Here is a 24,846-nt window from a genome sequence, read left to right on the forward strand (position 1 = left end):
AATCAGTGCCAGAAAAAGACAAAACCAGGCAGATTGCTCTACCTGGTTGTTCCCATACATTCTGATTAGGACAGATTGTATTTGCGTTTGAAACGGTCTACACGGCCGCCTGCATCAACGAATTTTTGTTTTCCTGTGAAGAAAGGATGGCAGTTGGAGCAGATCTCCACTTTCAACGCTTGTTTCACGGAACCGGATTCAAATTCGTTACCGCATGCGCAGCTAACTGTTACTACGTTGTACTTAGGATGAATGTTTTGTTTCATCTCTTCTACACCTCTTTCCGCCCTGAATCGTTTGCCGAAACAGAGTTATATAAACACATATCAGATAGTAGCATGAAACACTGCCGAAATGCAACTGGTTGGCCGATTACGCCATGTTTTTCCTGCGCTGGAGTTGATCTGGAGGAATATGTGTAAACGAACCGATTACGACATCTGGCAGCTCCTGCTGATAAATTTCGATGGCTTGCTTCATGCCGAATACTTCGCCTTGCGCTTTTGGAATCATCGCCAGATAACTCTCTGGATCGATATTCAGATTCCGCAACTGAATCAGTTTAATACCTGTTCTGCGGATGAATTCGATCATCGCTTCCATTTCCTCTTCGCGGTCAAACACGCCAGGGAAGCACAAGTAGTTAATGGAGGTATACACACCCTTGGATGCAGCGTACTCAGCAGAACGCGCTACATTTTCCAACGTGTAGTTGCGCGGGCGGTAGTAGGCATTATAGTGTTCGTCAATCGCACTGATGATACTCACACGCATCAGATCAAGGCCGGCATCGACAATGCCTTTGATGTGATCCGTCAGGCCCGCATTCGTATTGATGTTGATAAAGCCCATATCTGTCGTTTCCCGTACACGACGCATCGCTGGAACAATGATGGAAGCCATCGTAGAAGGCTCACCCTCACAGCCCTGTCCGAAGCTGATGATGCTCTCTGGTGTCTTGAGGTGGTGCAACATGACTTCTACCAGCTCGTCCTCTGTCGGCTTGAAGTTCATCCGCGTCTGTGGAGAAGGGAATCCACTGTCATCTGGTTGCTCGGAAATACAGCCGTAGCAACCGGCATTACAGGTATAGGAAACAGGCAAGCTGCCTTCCCAGCGGTTGAAAAAGTTATTGGAGGCCGTCAAGCATTCGTACTCCAACGCACAGTGGGACAAGTGGTTCAAAATGCGGTTTTGCGGAAACGTCTCCAACGTCTTTGCCACTCGCTGGCGCAGTTCATCCATCGGGAAGTTCAACGGGTCCCATTTGTAAATATCGTCACTCTCACGCCCCGTTACCCAGAAGCGGTTATCCTTCCAGACCACTGCGGAGTAGCCAAACAAAGGCAGCTTGCTTTCCTTGTTCGTTTTCACGTAGCCTGGCAGCAAGAGCCTTGTAATTCCTTGTGGCACAAGTGCGCCTACTGCTGTACAGCCATCCAACTTGACCATTTCACCTGTGTCAGGGTCCATTCCGATCGGCTCGGTGTCCGGCAAACTGACCAGCGTCGATCCTTCCGGAAGCGGGATCAGTTCTTCTTCCAGAATTTCTGTCAATATATCTCCGTTACGAGCCACTGCAAAAAGACCTGGGTGGTCGTATACATTGCCTTTTTCATCTGCGTAAACTAAATACATGGGAAAATCGCCTCGCTTCTTTGCTTTGCCCATTGTATCGCATTGAAAAAGCAATGTAAATTGTATAGGGTTACCTGGCAAGATAGGGAAGTGGATTGATCGGCACATCATCCTGTCGCACTTCAAAGTGCAAATGGTAGCCCGTAGAGTTACCCGTTTGCCCCATGTATCCCAATATCTCACCTGCTTCTACGGTTTGGCCAGGTGACACCAGCAAGAGACGCATATGGGCATAAAAGGTTTGCAAGCCATCTCCGTGATCAATCACGACCATCCGCCCATACCCTGACCGGTTGGCGCCTGCCTCCACCACAACTCCCGCCCTCGCTGCCAAGATCGGGGTCTTTGATTCCTGTTCATTCCACAAATCCACACCCTTGTGTGTTTTTCCCCAACGGGCTCCAAATCCGCTTGTAATCGTAGCTTCTCTGACAGGCCAACTGAGGCCGCCGCGAATCCTCGTGACGACTTGTCGACTTGCCGCTTGAACGGCACTTCGCTTCTGCTCCGGATCGTTGCCCAACATCGGATTGCCTTTATCGATGGGGACATACACGACCTGTCCGACATACAGGTTGTCCGACAGCCATTTAAGCAGCGGATTTCGCTCGATTAACGATTCCCGACTCACACCGTACCGCCTTGCTATGTAATCCAGTGTTTCTCCCCGTTTCACCATATGTCCGACTTCATCACGCTTGATGATTAGCTTCATACCCACACTTAACAAATGGGGATTCGTAATGGTATTCGCCTCTACCAGATTTTTTAAAGAAAGACCGTAGCGCTGGGCAATACCGGATAGCGTATCTCCTTGCCGAACAGCGTACACCACTGAATTTCCTTTTATTGCTGGTGCAGGCGAAGCCAGACTGGCGTAGGGATTAAACGCTTGAAATAGCGCTTGCTCCACGACTGCTTTTTTCGCTTCCATCTGTGACTCCACCGGAGCGCTAACTTGCACGTACTCCACGAAGCATCTCCTCCTTCTTTTCCAGCTCCCTTCCTAACGGTATGCCAGCACCACAAAAAAAATGACGGTGAGTCATTATGAACTCACCGTCGTGCTAGCTGCTTTCCCTCTGCCCTGTTGCTTAGACTCAAGGGTTTGCAAAAATTCTTCGTTTGTTTTTGTATCTGCCAACTTTTTAATAAAGGAGTCTACAAACTCATTTGTTTCATTCATGTTCTTCCGGATCATCCACAGCTTATCCAGCTCTTCTTTGGTGAGCAGAAGCTCTTCGCGGCGCGTACCCGAACGGCGGATATCGATCGCCGGGAAAATTCTGCGCTCCGCCAGCTTGCGATCCAAATGAAGCTCCATGTTTCCGGTTCCTTTAAACTCCTCATAGATCACATCGTCCATACGGGAGCCGGTCTCAACCAAAGCAGTCGCCAAAATGGTCAAGCTGCCGCCTTCCTCAATGTTCCGCGCCGAACCAAAAAAGCGCTTCGGACGATGGAAGGCTGCCGGATCAATACCACCGGACAAGGTCCGACCACTTGGCGGAATAACCAAGTTGTAGGCACGAGCGAGACGCGTAATGGAATCCAGCAGGATCACCACGTCTTTTTTGTGCTCAACCAATCGCTTTGCACGCTCCAAGACAAGCTCAGCAACTTTGATGTGATTCTCAGGCAACTCGTCAAAAGTAGAGGCAACTACCTCTCCTTTGACAGATCGCTGCATATCCGTCACCTCTTCCGGACGCTCATCAATGAGCAGGACAAACAAGTGAATATCCGGGCGGCTTTCGGTAATGCTGTTGGCAATTTCTTTGATCAGCATGGTTTTCCCCGCTTTTGGCGGAGCTACAATCAATCCACGCTGACCCAGTCCAACAGGAGAAAGAAGATCCATCAGGCGAGTGGAAACACGTGCAGGGGCTGTCTCCAGTACAAGCTTGGTTTGAGGATACAACGGTGTCAATGCGGGGAAATGAAGACGCTCTGCGGCTGTCTCAGGGTCTTCTCCGTTCACTGCCTCTACTTGAAGGAGTCCAAAATAACGTTCATTCTCCTTCGGTGGTCTTGCTTTTCCGGATACCACATCCCCCATCCGCAGATCAAAACGGCGAATCTGCGACTGGGAGATGTAGATATCTTCCGAACTGGGGAGATAGTTAATGGGGCGGAGGAAGCCGTATCCCTCCGGCAATATTTCGAGAACCCCCTCCATAAACATGAGACCATCCCGCTCCGCTCGTGCCCGAAGAATCGCGAAAATCAATTCCTTCTTCTTCAGCTGGGAGTAGTACGGAATGTGATATTCCTTAGCCAGCTTATAGAGGTCGGTCAGCTTCTTTTCTTCTAGTTCAGAAAGTAACATACATCCACCACTCTTTATTTACTCTTGAAAAACTAGCTCAACATACAAATGCAAAAATTGTTTTTACAAACCGTTCATCGGCTTGCGTTCTAAGCGGTGGTTCCCTTCAATGAAACGTACCGTTCCGGTTTTTGCACGCATAACTACGGAATTGGTCGTCGCTCGAGTTCCTTGGAAGCGAACCCCTTTGAGCAACTCGCCATCCGTTACACCAGTCGCTGCAAAAATGGCGTCATCACCTTTCACCAAATCATCCATGAACAGCACTTGATGAGGGTTAGTCAATCCCATTTTGACACAGCGTTTAATCTCATCTTCATTTTGTGGCAAGAGCTTGCCCTGAATTTCTCCCCCGAGGCATTTCAAGGCAACAGCTGCCAGAACACCTTCAGGAGCTCCTCCAGAACCAAACAAAATGTCTACACCTGTATCCGGGAAAGCCGTATTGATCGCAGCGGCTACGTCTCCGTCTGAGATGAGGCGAATACGCGCACCTGCCTCACGAATTTCGTGGATCACCTTAGAGTGACGATCACGGTCAAGCACAATAGCGACCAAATCGCTGATATCTTTCCCTTGTGCCTGCGCTACCGCTTTCAGGTTATCTCGAACCGGTGCGTTGATATCGACCTTGCCGACTGCCTGAGGCCCTACTGCCATTTTCTCCATATACATGTCAGGAGCATGCAATAAATTTCCCCGGTCTGCAATGGCAATGACCGAAATCGCTCCCCATGTTCCTTTTGCAAGGATATTCGTTCCCTCCAAAGGGTCTACAGCCACATCGACTGCCGGAGCCACTCCCTGGCCCAGACGCTCACCGATGTATAGCATCGGCGCTTCGTCCATTTCGCCCTCGCCAATTACTACGACGCCATCCATCGGCACTTTCATAAATTCATTGCGCATTGCGGTCGTTGCCGCATCGTCAGCCTCATCTTTTTTTCCGAGACCCATCCAACTGGCAGAAGCCAAAGCAGCGGCTTCAGTTACACGTACCAGTTCAAGTGTTAAACTGCGTTCCATTCTGGAAGACTCCTCTCCTGGTGATTGGTTAACGCTGGTGGTTTTCCATACTTTGCAGGCCTACCCGAGTAATATCGGCCCCCAAGGCTTGCAGCTTGCCCACCAAGTTTTCGTAGCCACGATCTATATGTTCAAGTCCTTCTAATTCTGTCTTGCCGTTCGTTGCCAAGCCGGCAATGAACAGAGCTGCTCCCGCACGCAAATCCGAAGCTACCACTTTGGCACCATTCAGTTTGCTTCCGCCTTCGATGACAGCGGATCTTCCTTCAATCTTCAAGGAAGCTCCCATGCGACGCAATTCATCTACATGTCGAAAACGCGAGCTGTAAATATTGTCCGTCACGATGCTTGAGCCTTTGGCAAGAGTCAGCAAGGTCGTGATCGGCTGCTGGAGATCCGTTGGAAAACCCGGATACGGACTCGTTTTCACGTCGATTGATCGATAAGAATCATGTCCGATGACTTGGATGCTGTCATCCTGTTCTACCACTTGCGCACCGATTTCGCGCAGCTTGGCCGTTACAGACTCCAAATGCTTTGGAATGACATTCTCCACCATAACATTGCCGTTCGTAGCCGCTGCCGCAATCATATACGTCCCCGCTTCGATCCGATCGGGGATAATCGTATGACGGCATCCACGCAATCGTTCCACGCCTTTAATGCGGATCATGTCCGTTCCGGCACCTTTGATGTTTGCTCCCATGTTGTTGAGCAAGGTCGCTACATCGACGATTTCAGGCTCACGGGCAGCGTTTTCAATAATCGTCACACCATCTGCTTTGGCAGCAGCCAGCATGATGTTAATCGTCGCACCAACACTGACCAGATCGAGATAAATTCGCGCACCCTGCAAACGTCCATTTTGGGCACGGATGGTCATGACGCCGTTCTTGTTCTCCACCTCGGCGCCCATTGCTTCAAAGCCTTTGATATGCAAATCTACTGGACGCGGGCCCAAATCACATCCACCTGGCAAGCCAACCTGCGCTTCACCGAACTTGGCGAGTAAGGCTCCCCACAAATAGTACGAGGCACGAAGCTTTTTGATGCGACCATTTGGCATGAGCATCAGCCTCATACTGCGTCCGTCTATTTCCATCCAATCTTCTTCGAACAGCACGTCAGCTCCCATTTCCTGCAAGAGCTCGTGATAAATACCTACATCCTGAATACGGGGGAGATTCTCAATAACAACGGGTCCATCTGCCAGCAACGCTGCTGGGATGAGTGCGACTGCGCTGTTTTTTGCTCCGCTGATGGTCACCGTCCCCGCGAGCGGTTTTCCACCGTTGATGATCAGCTTATCCATGCTTTGCTCTCCTCAGGCGTAATCGGGAAAGAAGCACCTTCCCCAATGGAAAAGGTGCTTGGACTTTCAACACGTGTCCTTATTTTTGCATGCTTGCCCAGTCAGCGAGGAATTTCTCCAAGCCACTGTCTGTCAGTGGATGGGCAATGAGTTGTTTGAAGACTTTCGCTGGAATGGTAGCGAAGTGAGAACCACGGCGCGCTGCCTCCGTTACGTGAACAGGGTGGCGCACAGATGCCGCAATGATTTCGGTGTCGATACCGTGAACAGAAAAGATTTCTGCAATATCTTCGATCAATTGCATGCCATCTTGACCAATATCATCCAGACGTCCCAGGAACGGAGACACGAAGCTCGCACCTGCGCGCGCAGCCAAAAGTGCCTGGTTCGCGGAGAACACCAGTGTTACGTTTGTTCTGATTTTGCGTTTGGCAAAATACTTGGTTGCCTTCAAACCTTCTGCGGTCATTGGCAGCTTGATGACGATGTTTTTCGAGAGAGCAGCGAGCTTCTCTCCCTCTTCGATCATGCCTTTTGCATCTGTACTGATGACTTCGGCACTGATCGGACCGTCAACAATATCGAGAATTTCTTTCAGGGTTTCTACAAAATCGCGTCCTTCTTTTGCAACCAGGGACGGATTTGTCGTTACGCCCGCCAGAACTCCCCATTCGTGAATTTCGCGGATTTCTTCAACGTTTGCTGTATCAATCAAAAAACGCATGATTATCCTCCCAGTTACGCGCGGTTGCTGCTTCCGAACAAGCGCATTTTTCCTTTGACTACTTCCTTGATCGCATCGCGAGCAGGACCTAGGTATTTGCGTGGGTCGATCTCATTCGGCTTGGCAGCCAGCACTTTGCGAACTGTTTCCGTGCATGCGACTTGGCTTTCTGTATTTACATTGATTTTTCCTACGCCCAAACGGATGGATTCGATAATCGCTTCGTCTGGTACGCCGGAACCACCGTGAAGAACGATCGGCGCTCCAATGTTGCTCGCTACTTTTTCGATAATGTCGTAGCGGATTTTCGGAACTCCTTTGTACATACCGTGTGCTGTACCTACAGCAATCGCTACGTAGTCTACTTTTGTTTCTTCCCAGAAGCGGATTGCTTCCTCAGGATTTGCCAGGGTAGCATCTTCCTCGTCAACAGACAAGTCGTCTTCCACCCCGCCGATGGTACCGAGTTCACCTTCTACCGATACGCCAACAGCGTGAGCAGCCTCTACAACCTGTTTGGTCAGGCGAAGGTTATCTTCAAACGAATGATGGGAACCATCGAACATAACAGAAGAGAACCCAGCGCGAATGCACTTCATTACCATGTCGAAATTGCTACCATGGTCAAGATGCAAAGCAACAGGAACTCCTGCGCGTTCAGCAGCCACTTTTGCAATCGCTACTGTATAATCTATCCCCATGTATTTCAGTGCACCCTCAGAAACACCAAAGATCACAGGCGATTTTTCTTCCATCGCGGCTTCCGTAATCGCTTGAGTAAACTCCAGATTGTTCAGGTTAAATTGTCCGACGGCGTATTTATGCTTTTTGACGTCTTCGGTAAAAGCGGTCATAGGTACCAGTGGCATTTTGTAAATCCTCCTCTAGCAGACTTCAGTCATGTGGCTTATTATACCACAGACAAGCATTTGTTAACAGGGACGCTTGTACCCTGACCTTAGCAGTCAGTTCCTAACAAGCTAATTGCTGATGCACTGCCATTCGTAGTTCATCGATATCAAACGGCTTTGTAAAATGAGTCAATGCTCCCAGTTGTGTTGCTTCTTTGATCATGTCCAGCTCTCCGTAAGCTGTCATCATGATGACTTTGATTTCCTGATTGATCTTTTTGATGTGTTTCAAGATCTCAATACCATCCATCCCAGGGATCTTCATGTCGAGGATAACCAAATCTGGCGATTCTTTTTCCACGATCTCCAATGCCATTTTCCCGTTTGCTGCCTGAAAGGTCTTGTACCCTTCTTTTCCCAGCACCTCATACAGTAAAATGCGAATCCCATACTGGTCATCCACAACCAGTACCTTTTTATCTTGTTTGTCGAACATTCTGATTCCCCCCTGACGAATGCGTTTTCTTAATTATTATGGGTTCGCCTAAAAACAGGAAACTCCTTCACCTTTTTTGCTGAACGTCAACTTAAAATTTCCCATAGGCTTCATTTCGAGTATAATGGGAAAAACCAATTTCCCCTACACACAAGGAGCCAGATACTCACTATGGATGCTCTGTGGCTGATTTGCTTGTTAACATTTATTATCCATACGACAGAGACGCTTACCTACGGGATCCGTTTTGCAGGGGTACAAACGGGCAGGATAGCTGTAGCGATGTCTTTGGTCGGGATCGTATTGCTCCTCTCCCGTACTTCCAACCTGATTCAAGGTCCATTCACTGGGGGATTGATGGATCAAGCTGCAATCGAGCACTTTGATCCCAGCACGCAATTGCACGTGATTATTGCATCGTCCTCGCTCGGAACCTTGGCGGCTATCGTACTGTTTCCCACTTTTGTTCAAATATCGAAACGAATGATCTCACACTTGGAAATAGCGGGCTCGATTCCGCAAATGATTCGCACGGCAGTTACTGTCGAAACCATCCGACGTGTCCACCATCATGTCCGGATTCCTAGCTGGCAAGCCATCTCTCGGTTTCGAATCAAAGGAGTTCCCAAACGATTACTGTTATTAAATGCATTGGGGACAGCGATCTACACAAGCAGCGTACTGTCCGTGTTGTACGCGACATTATTAGCCCCGGATTACAAAGCAACCGTTTTGATGTCTTCTGGATTAATCAACGGTTTCGCCACGATTTTCATGACGATTCTGGTAGACCCGCAAATTGCCCTTTTGACAGAAAAAGCAATGCAAGGGAAAACCACGCAGCAATCGATTCGTGACATGTACCTGTGGCTGATGATCTCACGTTTTATTGGAACGATTTTGGCTCAATTCCTGCTCATTCCCGCCGCCTATTGGGTAGCCTGGCTCTCGCCCTTGTTTCATTAATCTGCTTAAAAAAAGCACAAGACGCACCTGCGACTTTACATCGCGGGTGCGTCTTTTTATTTATCGATCTACGTTATTTTTTCAGGTTCAGGGAAGCCTTCACGAAGTCACGGAACAGTGGCTGTGGACGGTTCGGACGAGATGTGAACTCTGGATGGAACTGTGTCGCTACATACCATGGATGTTCTGGAACTTCCACGATTTCAACCAGACGACCATCTGGAGTTGTACCCGCAAAACGCAAGCCCATTTGCGCCAATTGATCACGGTATTCGTTGTTCACTTCATAGCGATGACGATGACGTTCATAAACCAGGGTGCTTCCGTATGCAGCCTCAGTCAGCGTGCCTTCTTCCACTTTGGTTGGACCGAGACCAAGACGCATGGTACCGCCCTTGTCCTCGATATCCTTTTGCTCTGGCAAGAGGTCAATCACCGGATACGCTGTATTCGGGTTGATTTCGGAGCTGTTTGCGCCATCCATACCCGCTACGTGGCGAGCGAACTCGATCACAGCGATTTGCATACCCAGGCAAATTCCGAGGAATGGTACTTTATTTTCACGAGCATAGCGCGTAGCGATGATTTTACCTTCGATACCACGATCGCCAAAGCCGCCCGGTACGAGGATACCATTTACATCACCCAGCAGTTCGCCAACATTTTCTGGCGTAACTTCTTCCGCGTGCACCCATTTGATTTCTACTTTGGAGTCGTTCGCATAGCCACCATGGTACAGCGCTTCTGCTACGGACAAGTACGCATCATGCAATTCTACATATTTACCAACGATTGCAATGGTAGTCGTTTTGGACAGGTTTTTGATTTTCGATACGAGCGATTTCCACTCTGTCATATTCGCTTCCTGGCAAGTCAGACCCAAGTGGCGGCATACATAATCGTCCAATCCTTGTGCTTGCAATTGCAGTGGTACATCGTACAGGCTGTCAGCGTCTACACATTCCACTACCGCATTTTTATCGATATCACAGAACAGAGCCAGCTTGTCTTTCATTTCTTGCGTCATCGGTTGCTCCGTACGTGTCACGATCACGTTTGGCTGAATACCCAAGCTGCGCAGTTCTTTCACGCTGTGTTGCGTAGGCTTGGTTTTCATTTCACCCGCGGCCTTAATATATGGTACCAGGGTTACGTGAATGTACATGACGTTTTCACGACCGATGTCACTTTTGATCTGGCGGATGGATTCAAGGAATGGCAAGCTCTCGATATCCCCAACAGTTCCACCGATCTCGGTAATCACAACATCTGCCCCGGTTTCGCGACCTGCACGGAAAATGCGATCTTTGATTTCGTTCGTGATGTGAGGAATAACTTGAACGGTTCCTCCCAAATAATCGCCACGGCGTTCTTTGGCGATGACAGTCGAGTAAATTCTACCAGTCGTCATATTGGAGTTAGCGCTCAGGTTGATATCGATAAAGCGCTCATAGTGGCCCAAGTCCAGGTCTGTTTCCGCACCATCGTCCGTTACGAAAACTTCCCCGTGTTGATACGGACTCATCGTTCCCGGGTCAACGTTGATGTATGGGTCACACTTCTGGATGGTTACCTTCAGACCCCTATTTTTCAAGAGTCGGCCCAGAGAAGCCGCTGTAATTCCTTTTCCCAACGAGGATACAACCCCGCCTGTCACAAAAATATACTTCGTCATCGTTAACGTCCCCTCTTTCCCTCACCCTTAAGTTGTTATAAAAATCGAATGAAGACGGCTCCAAAAAAAAAGAAAAACAAAAGCGAGTCCTATCCCGTAAAGAAATGGGGTAGGGGCACTTTTGTTTTATAGTTTCCCATATTTGATCCTTCTTCATGTGAAGCCCAAGGAGTATTTTATCTGTCCCTTAAGCCGAAGTCAAGGACCTATTTCTCGTCTTCGTCGTCGAGCTCTTCGTCAGATTCCTCTTCCGCAAGCTCTTCGTCCTCTTCGAACATCTCATCATCTTCGTCTTCGAGTTCTTCCTCGTCGATTTCTCCATCGATTTCTTCTTCTTCGATATCAGAATCTTCGTCGACGAATTCCTCTTCGTCCTCAAAGATGACAACATCGTCGTCCTCGTATTCTTCGACACTTTCGTCTTCGGAATCGTAATCGTCGAAGTCGTCGTCCAAGACGATTTTCTTCTTCTTCGTTCCGCCACCCTCTTGGGTTTCTTCCACGGTGTCGGTTGGGTACCAGCGTTTCAATCCCCATACATTGTCACCGAGGCACACGAAACGGCCATCAATGTTAATTTCTGTGTATACTTGCGCGATGATTGCCATGAGTTGTTCATCAGTCAGCTTGCGCACTGCAACCAGTTCATTCATCAGCTCGCGGAAGTTGTAAGTGCGGTTAGTTTGACGCAAAATTTCATACGCAATGTCAACTAACGCCATCTCACTCAGTTTCTCGGAATCAATATGAGCAAACAATTGACTCACTCAGGGCACGTCCTTTCCATATGAAAACGATTGATTTGAATACTGACCCGGGGCCCTGTTCGGGGGACGCAGGCTTGTATAAGTCATTCATAAATGATATCGATTTCTTCGATTGTACATCGTACAACATAAGAAGGCTATCATACAGTATTCCTTATTTTAGACGAAAATGCAAGGCTTTCAAACAGGCGTTGACTAATTCTTATCGACATCAAAACCAAAGATATCCCTCGGCAATCGCTACCGAGGGATTTGTCTTACATATTTCTGCGGTATTGGCCGCCTACTTCATACAGAGCAGCACTGATTTGACCAAGCGATGCTACTTTTACCGTCTCCATCAGCTCGGCAAAGATATTCTCTCCCGCCATGGCCACTTCCTGCAGGCGCCGCAGCGCAGCCGTAGACACATCCTTGTGGCGCTCCTGGAATGCACGGAGATTTATGATTTGCTGTTCTTTTTCCTCTTCGGTTGCGCGAGCCAATTCAATCTCGTAATCGTCCTCAGATGCATTTGGATTAATGAATGTGTTTACCCCAATAATTGGCAGCTCGCCCGTATGCTTTTTCATTTCGTAATACATGGACTCGTCTTGAATTTTGCCGCGCTGGTATTGAGTCTCCATCGCCCCCAGCACGCCTCCGCGAGAACTGATCCGCTCGAACTCTTGCATAACTGCCTCTTCTACCAGATCTGTCAGCTCATCGATGATGAATGCCCCTTGAAGCGGGTTCTCATTTTTCGCGAGTCCCATTTCCTTGTTGATGATCATTTGAATCGCCATTGCCCGTCGCACAGAGTTCTCTGTCGGGGTCGTAATCGCTTCATCGAACGCATTCGTATGAAGTGAATTACAGTTGTCATAAATCGCAATCAACGCCTGCAAGGTCGTTCTGATATCGTTGAAATCCATCTCCTGCGCGTGCAAGGAACGGCCGGATGTCTGGATGTGGTACTTCAGCTTTTGACTGCGGTCATTTGCACCATAACGATTTTTCATCACGGTTGCCCAAATCCGGCGAGCCACTCGTCCAATTACGGTGTATTCCGGATCGAGACCATTGGAGAAGAAAAAGGACAGGTTCGGCGCAAAGTCATCAATGTTCATGCCGCGGCTTAAATAGTACTCGACATAGGTAAATCCGTTAGACAGCGTAAATGCAAGCTGCGTAATCGGATTCGCTCCTGCCTCCGCAATATGATAGCCGGAAATGGACACCGAATAATAGTTCCGCACTTTATGGTCGATAAAATACTGCTGGATATCCCCCATCATCCGCAAGGCAAATTCTGTCGAGAAGATACACGTGTTTTGCCCCTGATCCTCTTTCAAAATATCCGCCTGAACGGTTCCACGAACAGTCGACAGCGTGTACGCTCTGATTTGCTTGGCTTCGTCCTCGGTAGGCTGACGCCCTTCTTTTTGGACAAAAGCATCCATCTGCTGCTCAATCGCCGTATTCATGAACATGGCCAAAATCATCGGCGCAGGGCCGTTGATCGTCATGGACACAGAAGTGCTAGGTGCACAAAGGTCAAAGCCGGCGTACAGCTTTTTCATGTCATCCAAGGTGCAAATACTAACTCCACTCGTACCGATTTTCCCGTAAATGTCCGGGCGGTAGTCTGGGTCCTCACCATACAGCGTAACCGAATCAAAAGCCGTACTGAGTCGCTTCGCTTCATCATTTTGAGACAGGAAGTGAAAGCGTCTGTTCGTCCGCTCTGGAGTACCTTCTCCGGCAAATTGTCGCTTGGGGTCTTCTCCCTCCCGTTTAAACGGAAATACTCCTGCGGTATACGGGAATTCACCTGGGACATTTTCTTTTAACGACCACTTTAAAATTTCGCCCCAATCCTCGTAATCTGGGACGGCTACTTTTGAAATGCGTGTACCGGACAACGATACGCTGAAAAGCTTGGTAACCAATTCCTTGTCGCGAATTTTCGTAACAAATTGATCCTTCCGATACGCTTCCTTGAGCTTTGGCCAATTTTCAAGAATACGTCGGCACTCCGGATGCAGCTTTTCTTCGAAGAGAACGATTTGTTTATCAAGTACCGCTGCCAGCTCGGCAGCTGCAGAATCTCCCGAGGCAAGCACCGTCTCCTTCGCGCCCTGCAACTGGAACAGCTTGCGTGCAATCAGCGACTGCTCTTCTGCATAGGCACGGTATTGGCGGACGGTGTTGGCAATGTCTTGCAAATAATTGATTCTCTCTGTCGGAATCAACGAAGTTTTATGAATCTTTACGGGAGTTGTATCCAAATGCTCCACAGACCAGTCAACGCCAGTTTTTTCTACAATTCGATGCATCAGAGCAGCAAACAACACATTCGTTCCCGGATCGTTAAACTGGCTCGCAATCGTACCATACACAGGAACCTTCTCGTCCGGCAGCTCAAAAAGCTGGTGATTGCGTCGATATTGCTTGCGAACCTCGCGAAGAGCGTCTTCTGAGCCTTTGCGCTCAAATTTGTTGATCGCGATCACATCAGCGAAGTCGAGCATATCAATCTTTTCCAGCTGGGATGGCGCCCCGAATTCACTGGTCATGACGTACATGGAGACGTCGCACACTTCTGTGACCTGCGCATCCCCCTGACCAATCCCGCTCGTTTCCACAATAATCAGATCAAAATGGGCAGAACGTGTTACTTGAATCGCGTCTTTTAATGCAGCAGACAACTCCATGCCCGATTTGCGGGTGGCGAGACTGCGCATGTAAACGCGCGGTGTCGAATTGGCATTCATGCGGATGCGGTCACCAAGTAACGCCCCACCTGATTTTTGCTTCGATGGATCGACAGACAAGATCGCAACCGTCTTCTCGGGATAAGTGCGAATAAATCGACGAACAAGCTCATCGGTCAATGAGCTTTTTCCTGCGCCACCCGTACCTGTAATCCCTAATACCGGAATGGTTGAATCGGCTTCCACTAAACTTTCACGGAGCGGTTCTGTCCATTCGGGCTGGTCCACTGCATACTCTGCAACGGAAATCAGCCGGGCAATCGCCTGATGGTTTTGCTCGCGCAAGCCTGCTACTTCTTCCTCCAGCTGCTTGACGGTAGGGAAATCGCTATGTCTGATCATGTCGTTGATCATGCCCTGCAAGCCCAATCGTCTGCCGTCATCTGGCGAATAAATTTTACAGACTCCGTACTCTTCCAATTCCCGAATCTCGCGTGGAACGATAACGCCGCCACCGCCGCCAAAAACACGGATATGCTCTGCTCCCCGCTCGCGTAATAGATCAATTACGTATTTGAAATACTCCACATGACCGCCTTGGTAGGAACTGATGGCAATCCCTTGCACATCCTCCTGGATAGCGGCTGTTACAATGTCGTCAACAGAGCGGTTATGCCCGAGATGGATGACCTCTACTCCCGACGATTGTAAAATACGGCGCATGATATTAATCGAAGCGTCGTGACCATCATACAGACTGGCTGCGGTCACAAAGCGAACCTTGTTTTGCGGACGATACACTTCCGTTTCCATCGTTCCACTCTCCTTTTCATTAGTTTAAAAAGGCGGAAAAACAGGGCCAAGCAGATCAAGGCGAAGTAGACGCGAGGTTTGCTTGGCACCCTATGTTTCCCAGACTTTTTAAACTTTCTTCTTAATCGGAGACACTGATATCGCGAAGCAACAGGGCAATTTGCTTCTCTGTGTACTCCTCAATGGTATAGTGTTTTTTCAATGCCCAGCGGCGGAACACCCACATTTCGCCCAGCACCATGATATTGTCCGCCATCAGCTTGACGTTCTTTTCATCAATGCGCAGCGAACCGTCAGCAATCCCTTTTTCCAGGATTTCGACGAAAATATGCGAAATGGCTTCTTCACGCCCCAACACGTAGCGAAGTGTTTCTTTTGGCAATGATTTGGCTTCCTGATAAATAAGCAAGACGCGGTCGCTCATCTGATCCATCACGCGGATCAGGCTCTTTAGTGCAATCTTTAATGTTTTCAAGCCAGTTCCGTTGAAGTTGATCGCTTCACGCAAGCGTGTCTCCATCTCCGCATGAATGGCATCACAAACAAGATAGAGCACGTCTTCTTTTGACTCTATATACTCGTACAACGTACCAATACTAAATCCAGACGCCCGGGCAATCTCCCTTGTCGTCGTTTTATGAAAACCTTTATTAATGAAGAGATGAACGGCAGCCTCAATAATCTGCTCTCGTCTTCTCTCGATCAGTTTTGGGTCCTTTACCAGGGATGGTATCGTTTTTCTCTTGTCAGACACTCCAAAATCCACCTTTCCAACCGACTGAGCGTTTGGTCAGACGCCTCATAGAAAAGAAGGCGCAAACACTCTACTTTTGTATCATTCGGAGATCATTATACGCGAGTAAGAGCACAAAGCCAAACTTTTCTTTTCTATGTGTTTCATCGTGTTGGAAGACGGGACAGCTTCCTACTCTTTTAGCAGGAAATTGCTGATCACGACACGTTGGATTTCATTTGTTCCTTCATAGATTTGTGTAATTTTGGCATCACGCATGAAGCGCTCCACAGGATACTCCCGCGTATAGCCGTAACCGCCGAAAACTTGAACAGCCTCGGTTGTTACTTCCATTGCTGTATCCCCCGCAAATACTTTGGACATCGCAGATGCTTTGCCATAGGGTAGACCTTGATCTTCCAGCCACGCTGCTTGGTAAGTGAGCAAACGGGATGCCTCGATCTTGGTAGCCATATCTGCCAGCTTGAACTGGATTGCCTGCAAGGATGCGATTGGTTTGCCGAACTGATTGCGTTCTTTGGCATAGTTCCGCGCATGCTCGTATGCACCCTGTGCAATTCCCAATGCTTGAGCGGCGATACCGTTTCTTCCACCGTCCAACGTCATCATCGCGATCTTGAAGCCTTGGCCTTCTTCGCCCAGTCTATTCTCTACCGGCACGCGCACATCTTCAAAATTGACCGCAAGTGTTGGCGAGGAACGGATACCCAGCTTTTTCTCCTTTTTCCCCATCGTGAATCCGTCCATGCCTTTTTCAACGATGAAAGCAGTGATCCCTTTATGCTTCAACTCTGGTTGGGTGACCGCAAATACGATGTAGATTTCTGCTTCACCCGCATTGGTAATGAAGATTTTGGTACCATTTAAAATGTAGTGATCGCCATCGCGTACGGCTGTCGTGCGCATTCCAGCAGAATCGGAGCCAGATCCCGCCTCGGTCAAACAGTACGCACCCATCTTCTTGCCTTCTGCTAATGGACGCAAAAACTTTTGCTTTTGCTCCTCTGTCCCGAATTTGTAAATCGGCCAGCTCGCCAAGGAAACATGTGCGGACAGTGTCACACCAATAGAGGCATCCACACGGGAGAGTTCTTCCACTGCAATGACGTAGCTCAGGTAATCTGCACCTGCTCCGCCGTATTGTTCCGGCCAAGGAATTCCTGTCAGTCCAAGCTCAGCCATTTGCTCAAAAATGGAACGATCAAAGCACTCTTCTTCATCGCGCTCGGCTGCTGTCGGAGCTACTTGATTCTCTGCAAAGTCGCGAATCATTTTGCGCATCATGTCATGTTCTTCGGTCAGTTGGAAATTCATATGAATCACTCCCCCATGTGTTCTTCGTTTGTCTATGAATCAGCAAGCAAATGCTTGGCGATAACGATTCGCTGAATTTCGTTGGTTCCCTCATAGATTTGGGTTACTTTCGCATCCCGGAATAGACGCTCTACCGGATATTCTCTCGTGTAGCCATAGCCGCCAAAGATTTGCACGGCCTCTGTCGCGAGCTCCATTGCGGAGTCTGTGGCAAAACGCTTTGCCATCGAGGCTTCCATTCCACAAGCAATTCCTTGACTGCGCAGCCACGCCGCTCGGTATACCAGCAACCGGGCTATTTCTGCTTTCGTCGCCATGTCAGCCAGCTTGAAGGCGATGGCTTGCTGCTTGCCAATCGATTGTCCGAACTGTTTGCGTTCCCGCGCGTACTCTGTCGCGTACTGGACTGCGGCCTCGGCAATGCCAAGGGCTTGGGCAGCAATCCCGATTCGACCAGAATCCAAATTCGCCATCGCGATACAGAAGCCTTCCCCTTCCTGCCCCAGCAGGTTGGCAGCCGGTACACGCGCATTGTCGAATACGAGCTCTGTCGTATAGGAACCGTGAAGTCCCATCTTCTTTTCCTTTTTCCCAACCGTAAAGCCCGGTGTATCCTTGTCTACAATAAAGGCCGATATTCCCTTGGTTCCTTTCGCCGAGTCGGTAACGGCAAACGCGATATACGTATCTGCTTCTCCGCCGTTCGTGATGAACACTTTGTTTCCGTTCAGGATGTATTCATCATCTTTTTTCACGGCTGTGGTTCGGATACTGCTCGCATCAGAACCTGCATGCGGCTCGGTCAAGGCAAAAGCCCCGAGGTATTCCCCACTCGCAAGCTTGGTCACGTATTTGCGTTTTTGCTCCTCGGTACCGAAGTAGAGAATCGGGTTCGTCCCGACAGAGGTATGCACGGACAGAATGACGCCTACAGTCGCACTCACCTTGGAAATCTCGTGAATGGCCAAAATGTAGGAAATAAAGTCCGCTCCTGCTCCTCCCCACTCTTCGGCGATCGGAATGCCCATGAGCCCCATCTCGCCCATTTTTTTGAGGATCTGACGCGGGAACTGGTCCGTCTCTTCCATCACCGGGACGAAAGGTGCGATCTCTTTCTGGGCAAAGTCTCGCACCATGCGGCGCATCATCTCTTGCTCTTCGTTCAATCGGAAATCCATGTCCGTCCTACCTTTCTGCGAAAATCATCGGTTAGCTATACACGTAGAAACCACGACCGGATTTTTTGCCTAACCATCCTGCTTTGACGTACTTGCGCAGCAACGGGCATGGGCGGTATTTCGAATCACCGAACCCTTCGTGCAGTACCTCCATAATGTAGAGGCAAGTATCCAGCCCGATGAAATCAGCCAGCTGAAGCGGCCCCATCGGATGGTTCATGCCCAGTTTCATGACTTCATCGATCGCTTCCGGTGTTGCAACTCCTTCGTACACACAATAAATCGCTTCATTCAGCATTGGCATCAGTACCCGATTGGACACAAAACCAGGGAAATCGTTGACGCTCACGGGTACCTTGCTCATTTGCTTGGACAAATCTTCTGTCAGCTGATAAACCTCGTCGGCTGTTTGCAGGCCGCGGATGATCTCAACCAGCTTCATCACGGGAACCGGGTTCATGAAGTGCATCCCGATTACTTTTTCCGGGCGCTTCGTAACTGCCGCGATCTCGGTAATCGGCAGTGAGGATGTATTGCTCGCGAGCACCGTATGCGGCGGACATACCTCGTCCAGCTTGGAAAAGATTTGCGTTTTAACCGCCATGTTTTCTGTCACCGCTTCTACCACAAAATCTGCTTCAGACGCATCTGCCAGATCAGTAGACAGCGTCAAACGCCCGAGAATCGCTTCCTTTTCCGCTTCGCTGAGCTTGCCTTTTTCCACGTTGCGCGACAAGTTTTTTGCAATCGTAGCCAGGCCGCGTTCCACAAACGCCTGCTGGACGTCGTTCAAAAAAACGCGAAAGCCAGCCTGCGCCGCTACTTGGGCAATCCCGCTGCCCATCTGTCCTGCCCCGATGACCATAATGGTTTGTACGTTCATGCAAAAAGGCCTCCCTTACTCTACTTTAATCAAGATGGCGTCACCCTGTGCGGCACCACTGCAAATTGCCGCGACTCCCAAACCGCCGCCTCGTCTTTTCAATTCATAGGCGAGGTGCATAATAATCCGAGCACCACTCGCACCAATCGGGTGTCCGAGCGCAATCGCTCCCCCGTTTACATTCACTTTCTCTTCGTCCCACCCGACGATTTTGCCACTGGTCAAAATGACAGCAGCGAAGGCTTCATTCACCTCGAACAAATCGATTTCAGATAGGGAAACTCCCGTCTTTTCCAAGAGCTTGTTGATCGCAAGCCCCGGAGTTGTCGCGATATAAGGAGCCTCTGCGCCGACCGCGGCGTGTCCCAGTATCGTGGCGAGCGGCTTGATGCCCAGCTCTTGTGCTTTCGCGTCTGACATCAGTACCATCGCTGCTGCTCCGTCGTTGATCCCCGGTGCATTGCCTGCCGTGATCGTTCCGTCCTTTTTGTACACAGGTGGCAGCTTCGCCAATCCTTCTTTGGAGGTATCCGGGCGCGGCCCTTCATCGACATTTACTTGCAGTGCCTCCCCTTTTCTTTGCGGGATGGACACCGAGACAAGCTCGTCAGCAAAAAGTCCTTTTTCCATCGCTTGTGCGGCTCTCTGCTGGCTGCGTAGCGCCCACGCATCCTGCTCTTCTCGCGTAATCCCGTTCTCTTCTGCCACATTGCTGCCATGAACAGCCATCGGTACTTGATCAAACGGACAAGTGAGACCGTCGTACATCATGAGATCGCGAACCGTTGCATCTCCCATCCGCATTCCGTATCTGGCATCCGGCAATGCATACGGTGCGTTGCTCATGCTCTCCATGCCGCCCGCGACGATGATTTCTCCGTCCCCTGCGCGAATGATCTGGTCCCCCATCGTCACTGCACGCATCCCGGATGCACATACTTTGTTGATCGTCTCACTCGCTACATTCCACGGTAGTCCAGCTTTGCGTGCCGCCTGACGAGATGGCACCTGACCCGCACCTGCCTGCAAAACCATGCCCATGATCACTTCGTCCACCTGATCGCCGGAAATGCCAGCGCGCTCTACCGCTTCCTTGATTACAACGGAGCCGAGCTCTACTGCCGATAGCGCTTTCAAAGCTCCGCCAAACTTACCAAACGGGGTACGCGCTGCCCCTACAATGACTGTTTTCATCGAATGACCTCCATTCGGATGGTGTTTCACATCAACAAAAACTAAATTGATCGAGCGTTCGTTCACTTTGCATACTTTTATTTTGCCGTCTTCCGTACGAATAGTCAATCAATAATGAAAAAAAGAACAGCCTGACTTTTGTGAGAGTCAGGCTGTTCTTGCTGCTGCTACGGTCTCCATCTTATTTTCCAGATACCCTGGTCGTCTTGCCGCATGATATATCCCGTTGTCTCGTGGCTTTTATTCTTGTACTCAGTCCAGACAATGGTTTCGTCGTCATTATATTCAACCCAAATTTTGCTCCCCATCTCAATCATTTTTTTACTGCCTCTCCAGATACTTCGTTCTCTAGCCGGATCTTTCTTCACTTCTTCCAAATATTGCTCCAACGTCGGCTTCACTACGCCTTCATCCACGATACGCAAGGCGTACTGCATTTCGAGCTGCCCATCTTGCACTGCTCTTACATAAAGCTTCACGATGTCAATCGGAGACAGCCCACGCAATAGCTCATCCTTTTTTTCATACATGTAATTGTAGTAACGATCTTCTTCCCCCGGCTTTAAATCGAATATAGACGGAGGAGCAGGTGTCTCGGTACCATCTTGATTGACATTCACGATATCTTCTTGGACAGTTCCGTTGCTGTTCAATTTGAAAAGATAAACGTCTTTGCCTTGGACATAGCTCAAGGAATACCAATATAGCTTTTTATCCTTCCATCCCACTAATAGCTCCAAGCCCACGTCTCTTTTTAACAGACCTTCTCCCTCGATCATCGCCCAGTCTTTTCGCTGATATCCTTCTTTTGCGAAAATAGAATAGCCCCAGTACTCTTCTGCGCCATCATCCCCGCCTCCACCATAATCGTCCATGACTGTGTAAGGGACGGATATAGCCTCTTTCATTTGGTCTTGTGTCAGTCCAACACGCAAGAAACCGACGATCTCATCTACCGTTCTCATAATCTCCTCATCGTCAAAATCAAGAGCAGTCACCTTTGGATCGAGGATTTGATTCGGACTTGGTTGAGCTGTCGTTCCCTTGATGGTGTTTGTACTCGCGTTTTCCTTTTGCAGCCAATAAGGAGTGAACCCGATGACAAGCAAAATGACAACAAGCGTAGCGCTTACGGAGTAGGTGATCCGAAACCTTCTCTTGCCTTTCTTCTCAATATTCATGCGAATCCGCTCCTCCAAGCCATTGGTATCTTCCATTCCGCCAAGCAGCGTCCGGTCAGCCGTTTCCTTGAATTCCGCCAGCAATTTATCCAGGTTCATTCGATCCCCTCCTTTTCCAGCAGCGCTTTGAGCTTTTGACGTGCCCGGTGCATTTTCGTATAAATCGCTCCGGCGGTCATGTCCAAAATGACCGCAATCTCCTCTACAGACAATTCTTCATAGTAGTGCAGGACGATCAGCTGACGGTAGCTATGCGGCAGCTTCATAACGAGATGAGCAAAACGGGCACGAAGGTCATTTTGCAAAACGGCCGACTCTGCTCCCTCGACTACCTCTATGTCCACTTCCGGTTTGAAAAACAGGTGACGGAACGACCACGAGCGCAGGTGTTTTTTCGCTTCGTTGACGGCGATTCGGTACACCCATGTTTGCATCGAGCTCTCTTGGCGGAATTTCCCCAAGTTTTTGTAAGCTGACAGGAACACTTCCTGCGTAATATCCTCAGCAAGGCTGCGGTCCTTGACCATCAAATACACCAGGCGCAACACCTTTTTCAAATAGTGCCGGATCAACTCATCAAATAATGCTTCTTTTGTTTTGGTTAAGCTTTTCTCTGCAAGCTCCAGCTTCCTCACTCCCTTCCCACTCCTTTAGATTCAGCTGGCTCCTTTATCTTACAGTTTTTTGCAATAAAATAATGCGCAAGCCCCGCCGCTTGATCAGCACCGAGACTTGCGCATGGTATGAACCTAGATGGCGTCTGCGAGAATTTCCGCGACGTCGCGTGTTTTGACGTGATCTTCCTGCTCTTTGGTCTTGATTCCGTCGTTCATCATCGTCAGGCAGTATGGGCATGCACTGGCGATTTCCGTCGGGTTGACCTCCAGAGCTTGCTCCGTACGTGTGACGTTGACACGAGAGCCTTCATGCTCCTCCATCCACATCAAGCCGCCGCCCGCTCCGCAGCACATGCTGTCGCAGCCGCTGCGCTTCATTTCGACCACCTCTACGCCAGGAATGGCTTCGAGGATGACGCGTGGCTTGTCGTAAATTTCGTTGTAACGGCCCAGATAGCAGGAATCGTGGTAGGTGATGCGTTCCTTGATTTCCTTGGTTGGCTTCAATCTGCCTTCCTTCACCCACTCCGCCAACAGCTCAGAGTGGTGGTACACCTCTGCCTTCAACCCAAACTCCGGATATTCGTTCTTAAACGTATTGAACGCATGCGGGTCGCAGGTGACGATTTTTTTGACTTCATACGCTTCAAACAAGGCGATATTTTCTTGGGCGAGCTGCTGGAACAAGAACTCGTTACCAATGCGGCGAGCGGTATCGCCAGAGTTCTTTTCTTCATTGCCCAGAATGGCGAACTTCACGCCTGCTTCGTGCATGAGCTTCACAAATGCCTGCGAAATTTTTTGACTGCGCAAGTCAAACGATCCCATCGAGCCTACCCAGAACAAGTACTCGAATTCCTCGACCTGCTTGACCGTCGGCACCTCGTACTCGCCATTCAGACCTTCAATCCATTTCGTCCGGTCTTTGCGGTTGATTCCCCACGGGTTGCCCTGACGCTCGATATTGTTCAAGGCACGCTGCGCTTCTGCTGGCATGCTTCCTTCTGTCATGACCAGATAGCGGCGCATATCGATGATTTTATCGACGTGCTCGTTCATTACCGGACATTGATCTTCACAGTTGCGACAGGTCGTACAAGCCCACAGCTCCTGCTCGGTAATGACATCGCCGATCAAGCTTTTCTCATAGACAGCGGTTGCTCCTTCGGCAGTGGCCGCTACTTCAGATGCTTGGAACGCAATCTGATTGGCAGTCGTCTGCGAAAAAGCGAAGCTCGGCATCCATGGCGTACGCGACGTTACCGAAGCACCTTTTTCCGTCAAATGGTCGCGCATTTTCGTAATCAGATCCATCGGGGATAGCATTTTTCCCGTTCCAGAGGCCGGGCACATATTCGTACAGCGACCGCACTCTACACAAGCGTACAAGTCAATGAGCTGCGTTTGTGTAAAATCCTCGATTTTGCCGACACCGAATTCCTCCTGCGTCTCGTCCTCGAAATTGATGCTGGTCAGCTTGCCTGGCGGGTCCAGCTTCTTGAACCACACATTGACGGGCGCAAACAGCAGATGCGCGTGCTTGGACTGCGGCACATACACCGCAAAGCCGAGCAAGATAATCAGATGCAGCCACCAGAAAACGTAAAAGCCTACCGCTGCACCCGTTGTACCTACCCCAATCGCAGAGAAGACAATCGCGAAAACAGAAGAGATCGGAGCGAACGCCGATGGCTCATGTCCGAGCCAAATTTGTTCAAAAGCGAGCGAGAGCAATACAGTCGCCATCAGGGAGGAAATCAGCAAGAGGACGAGCCCTGATTTGAAGCCGCGCTTCAGACGCTTGAGCTTTTCGATGTAGCGGCGATAGTAAGCGTAGCCGACCGCAGCCAAAATGAGAAACGTGGTGATCTCCTGCATGACGGAGAAGTATTTGTGAGCGCTGCCAAAAGGAAGCTCGTAGCCTTTCGAAAGCCCTTTGATAATCAGCTCAATGGCTCCGAATTGCAGGGTGATAAAGCCGTAAAACATCACGACGTGCATCACGCCGCTCTTTTTGTCCTTCAGCAGCTTCTTGTGGAAAATGACGTTGTCCAGCATCAGATTGATGCGTGCCCCAAAGTCATTTTTCACATCCGGCTTTTTCCCCAGCTTGATAAACAAGTATCTGCTGTACACGACATGTCCTGCTAAATACAGCCCGTAAGCGAGAACCAGGAAAAAGGCGATCAAATTAATGAGTGCCAGCATGTTTTCTACTCCCCTCTATTGCGAGTTTGTCTTTGCACGTGGAAATCGTTTTTTCTATCTTATCAGAATCATGGAAATAAATGAATGAGTATTCAGTCAGTTTGTTTATTTTTTTCGAAAAATGAAACGATACTGAGCGACCGCTCATATTGGGTATAACTCGATCTTATCACACAAGTTGCGAATCATCCATCCTCTTCGAAGAGTTGGAAATATTCTTACGA

The 24,846-nt window shown here is 49.3% G+C and carries 21 protein-coding genes; 1 reads left to right on the top strand and 20 read right to left on the bottom strand.

What is annotated here, in order from left to right:
• Positions 1 to 65 precede the first annotated feature (65 nt).
• The 9 genes from rpmE to EL268_RS29895 all read right to left on the bottom strand — a co-directional run bounded on the left by rpmE (position 66) and on the right by EL268_RS29895 (position 8,376).
• Positions 66 to 266 (bottom strand): 50S ribosomal protein L31, encoded by a 201-nt coding sequence (rpmE, locus tag EL268_RS29855; protein ID WP_106654791.1) that lies wholly within the window; start codon positions 264 to 266, stop codon positions 66 to 68.
• A gap of 106 nt (positions 267 to 372) precedes the next feature.
• Positions 373 to 1,638, bottom strand: a complete 1,266-nt coding sequence (locus tag EL268_RS29860) for a radical SAM family protein (protein ID WP_106654792.1) — start codon at positions 1,636 to 1,638, stop codon at positions 373 to 375.
• Between the two features lie 70 nt (positions 1,639 to 1,708).
• Entirely contained in the window at positions 1,709 to 2,611 is a 903-nt protein-coding gene (locus EL268_RS29865; RefSeq protein WP_106654793.1) for a M23 family metallopeptidase, read from the bottom strand.
• Between the two features lie 75 nt (positions 2,612 to 2,686).
• Positions 2,687 to 3,967 (bottom strand): transcription termination factor Rho, encoded by a 1,281-nt coding sequence (gene rho, locus EL268_RS29870; protein WP_017252384.1) that lies wholly within the window; start codon positions 3,965 to 3,967, stop codon positions 2,687 to 2,689.
• A 63-nt stretch (positions 3,968 to 4,030) separates the two neighbouring features.
• Complete coding sequence (gene glpX / locus EL268_RS29875) at positions 4,031 to 4,993, bottom strand: class II fructose-bisphosphatase (RefSeq protein WP_106654794.1); 963 nt, start codon at positions 4,991 to 4,993, stop codon at positions 4,031 to 4,033.
• A gap of 28 nt (positions 4,994 to 5,021) precedes the next feature.
• On the bottom strand, positions 5,022 to 6,305 hold the full coding sequence (locus EL268_RS29880; protein WP_106654795.1) for a UDP-N-acetylglucosamine 1-carboxyvinyltransferase: 1,284 nt from the start codon (positions 6,303 to 6,305) through the stop codon (positions 5,022 to 5,024).
• 79 nt (positions 6,306 to 6,384) lie between these two features.
• Complete coding sequence (gene fsa / locus EL268_RS29885) at positions 6,385 to 7,029, bottom strand: fructose-6-phosphate aldolase (protein ID WP_015893657.1); 645 nt, start codon at positions 7,027 to 7,029, stop codon at positions 6,385 to 6,387.
• Between the two features lie 14 nt (positions 7,030 to 7,043).
• The gene (fba, locus tag EL268_RS29890; RefSeq protein WP_016740164.1) at positions 7,044 to 7,898 is read right to left on the bottom strand and encodes a class II fructose-1,6-bisphosphate aldolase; all 855 of its coding nucleotides are present in this window, start codon (positions 7,896 to 7,898) and stop codon (positions 7,044 to 7,046) included.
• A gap of 103 nt (positions 7,899 to 8,001) precedes the next feature.
• On the bottom strand, positions 8,002 to 8,376 hold the full coding sequence (locus tag EL268_RS29895; RefSeq protein WP_007725537.1) for a response regulator: 375 nt from the start codon (positions 8,374 to 8,376) through the stop codon (positions 8,002 to 8,004).
• 171 nt (positions 8,377 to 8,547) lie between these two features.
• On the opposite strand from EL268_RS29895, the gene EL268_RS29900 reads away from it, so the two are divergent.
• On the top strand, positions 8,548 to 9,342 hold the full coding sequence (locus tag EL268_RS29900; RefSeq protein WP_047069842.1) for a lipid II flippase Amj family protein: 795 nt from the start codon (positions 8,548 to 8,550) through the stop codon (positions 9,340 to 9,342).
• Positions 9,343 to 9,415: 73 nt separating this feature from the next.
• Here EL268_RS29900 and EL268_RS29905 read toward each other — a convergent pair whose 3' ends face one another.
• The 11 genes from EL268_RS29905 to EL268_RS29955 all read right to left on the bottom strand — a co-directional run bounded on the left by EL268_RS29905 (position 9,416) and on the right by EL268_RS29955 (position 24,622).
• Positions 9,416 to 11,017, bottom strand: a complete 1,602-nt coding sequence (locus EL268_RS29905; RefSeq protein ID WP_106654796.1) for a CTP synthase — start codon at positions 11,015 to 11,017, stop codon at positions 9,416 to 9,418.
• A gap of 206 nt (positions 11,018 to 11,223) precedes the next feature.
• Entirely contained in the window at positions 11,224 to 11,784 is a 561-nt protein-coding gene (rpoE, locus tag EL268_RS29910) for a DNA-directed RNA polymerase subunit delta (protein ID WP_106654797.1), read from the bottom strand.
• A 257-nt stretch (positions 11,785 to 12,041) separates the two neighbouring features.
• On the bottom strand, positions 12,042 to 15,293 hold the full coding sequence (gene icmF / locus EL268_RS29915; RefSeq protein ID WP_106654798.1) for a fused isobutyryl-CoA mutase/GTPase IcmF: 3,252 nt from the start codon (positions 15,291 to 15,293) through the stop codon (positions 12,042 to 12,044).
• A gap of 121 nt (positions 15,294 to 15,414) precedes the next feature.
• A complete protein-coding gene (locus EL268_RS29920; protein ID WP_106654799.1) occupies positions 15,415 to 16,047 on the bottom strand; it encodes a TetR/AcrR family transcriptional regulator in 633 nt (210 codons plus the stop codon).
• 171 nt (positions 16,048 to 16,218) lie between these two features.
• Entirely contained in the window at positions 16,219 to 17,361 is a 1,143-nt protein-coding gene (locus EL268_RS29925) for an acyl-CoA dehydrogenase (protein ID WP_047069847.1), read from the bottom strand.
• Between the two features lie 32 nt (positions 17,362 to 17,393).
• Positions 17,394 to 18,539 (bottom strand): acyl-CoA dehydrogenase, encoded by a 1,146-nt coding sequence (locus tag EL268_RS29930; RefSeq protein ID WP_106654800.1) that lies wholly within the window; start codon positions 18,537 to 18,539, stop codon positions 17,394 to 17,396.
• A gap of 31 nt (positions 18,540 to 18,570) precedes the next feature.
• Positions 18,571 to 19,422 carry a 3-hydroxybutyryl-CoA dehydrogenase gene (locus tag EL268_RS29935; protein ID WP_106654801.1) on the bottom strand — a complete coding sequence of 284 codons (852 nt, stop codon included), beginning with the start codon at positions 19,420 to 19,422 and terminating at the stop codon, positions 18,571 to 18,573.
• A gap of 15 nt (positions 19,423 to 19,437) precedes the next feature.
• Entirely contained in the window at positions 19,438 to 20,616 is a 1,179-nt protein-coding gene (locus tag EL268_RS29940; RefSeq protein ID WP_106654802.1) for an acetyl-CoA C-acetyltransferase, read from the bottom strand.
• Positions 20,617 to 20,783: 167 nt separating this feature from the next.
• Positions 20,784 to 21,896, bottom strand: a complete 1,113-nt coding sequence (locus tag EL268_RS29945; protein WP_106654803.1) for a hypothetical protein — start codon at positions 21,894 to 21,896, stop codon at positions 20,784 to 20,786.
• Positions 21,893 to 22,432 carry a sigma-70 family RNA polymerase sigma factor gene (locus EL268_RS29950; protein WP_106654804.1) on the bottom strand — a complete coding sequence of 180 codons (540 nt, stop codon included), beginning with the start codon at positions 22,430 to 22,432 and terminating at the stop codon, positions 21,893 to 21,895. The genes EL268_RS29945 and EL268_RS29950 overlap by 4 nt, the downstream gene beginning before the upstream one ends.
• Positions 22,433 to 22,546: 114 nt before the next feature.
• Positions 22,547 to 24,622 (bottom strand): (Fe-S)-binding protein, encoded by a 2,076-nt coding sequence (locus tag EL268_RS29955; protein ID WP_106654805.1) that lies wholly within the window; start codon positions 24,620 to 24,622, stop codon positions 22,547 to 22,549.
• Positions 24,623 to 24,846: the final 224 nt, after the last annotated feature.

It is taken from the genome of Brevibacillus brevis, from assembly GCF_900637055.1.
In the GTDB taxonomy this organism is placed as follows: domain Bacteria; phylum Bacillota; class Bacilli; order Brevibacillales; family Brevibacillaceae; genus Brevibacillus; species Brevibacillus brevis.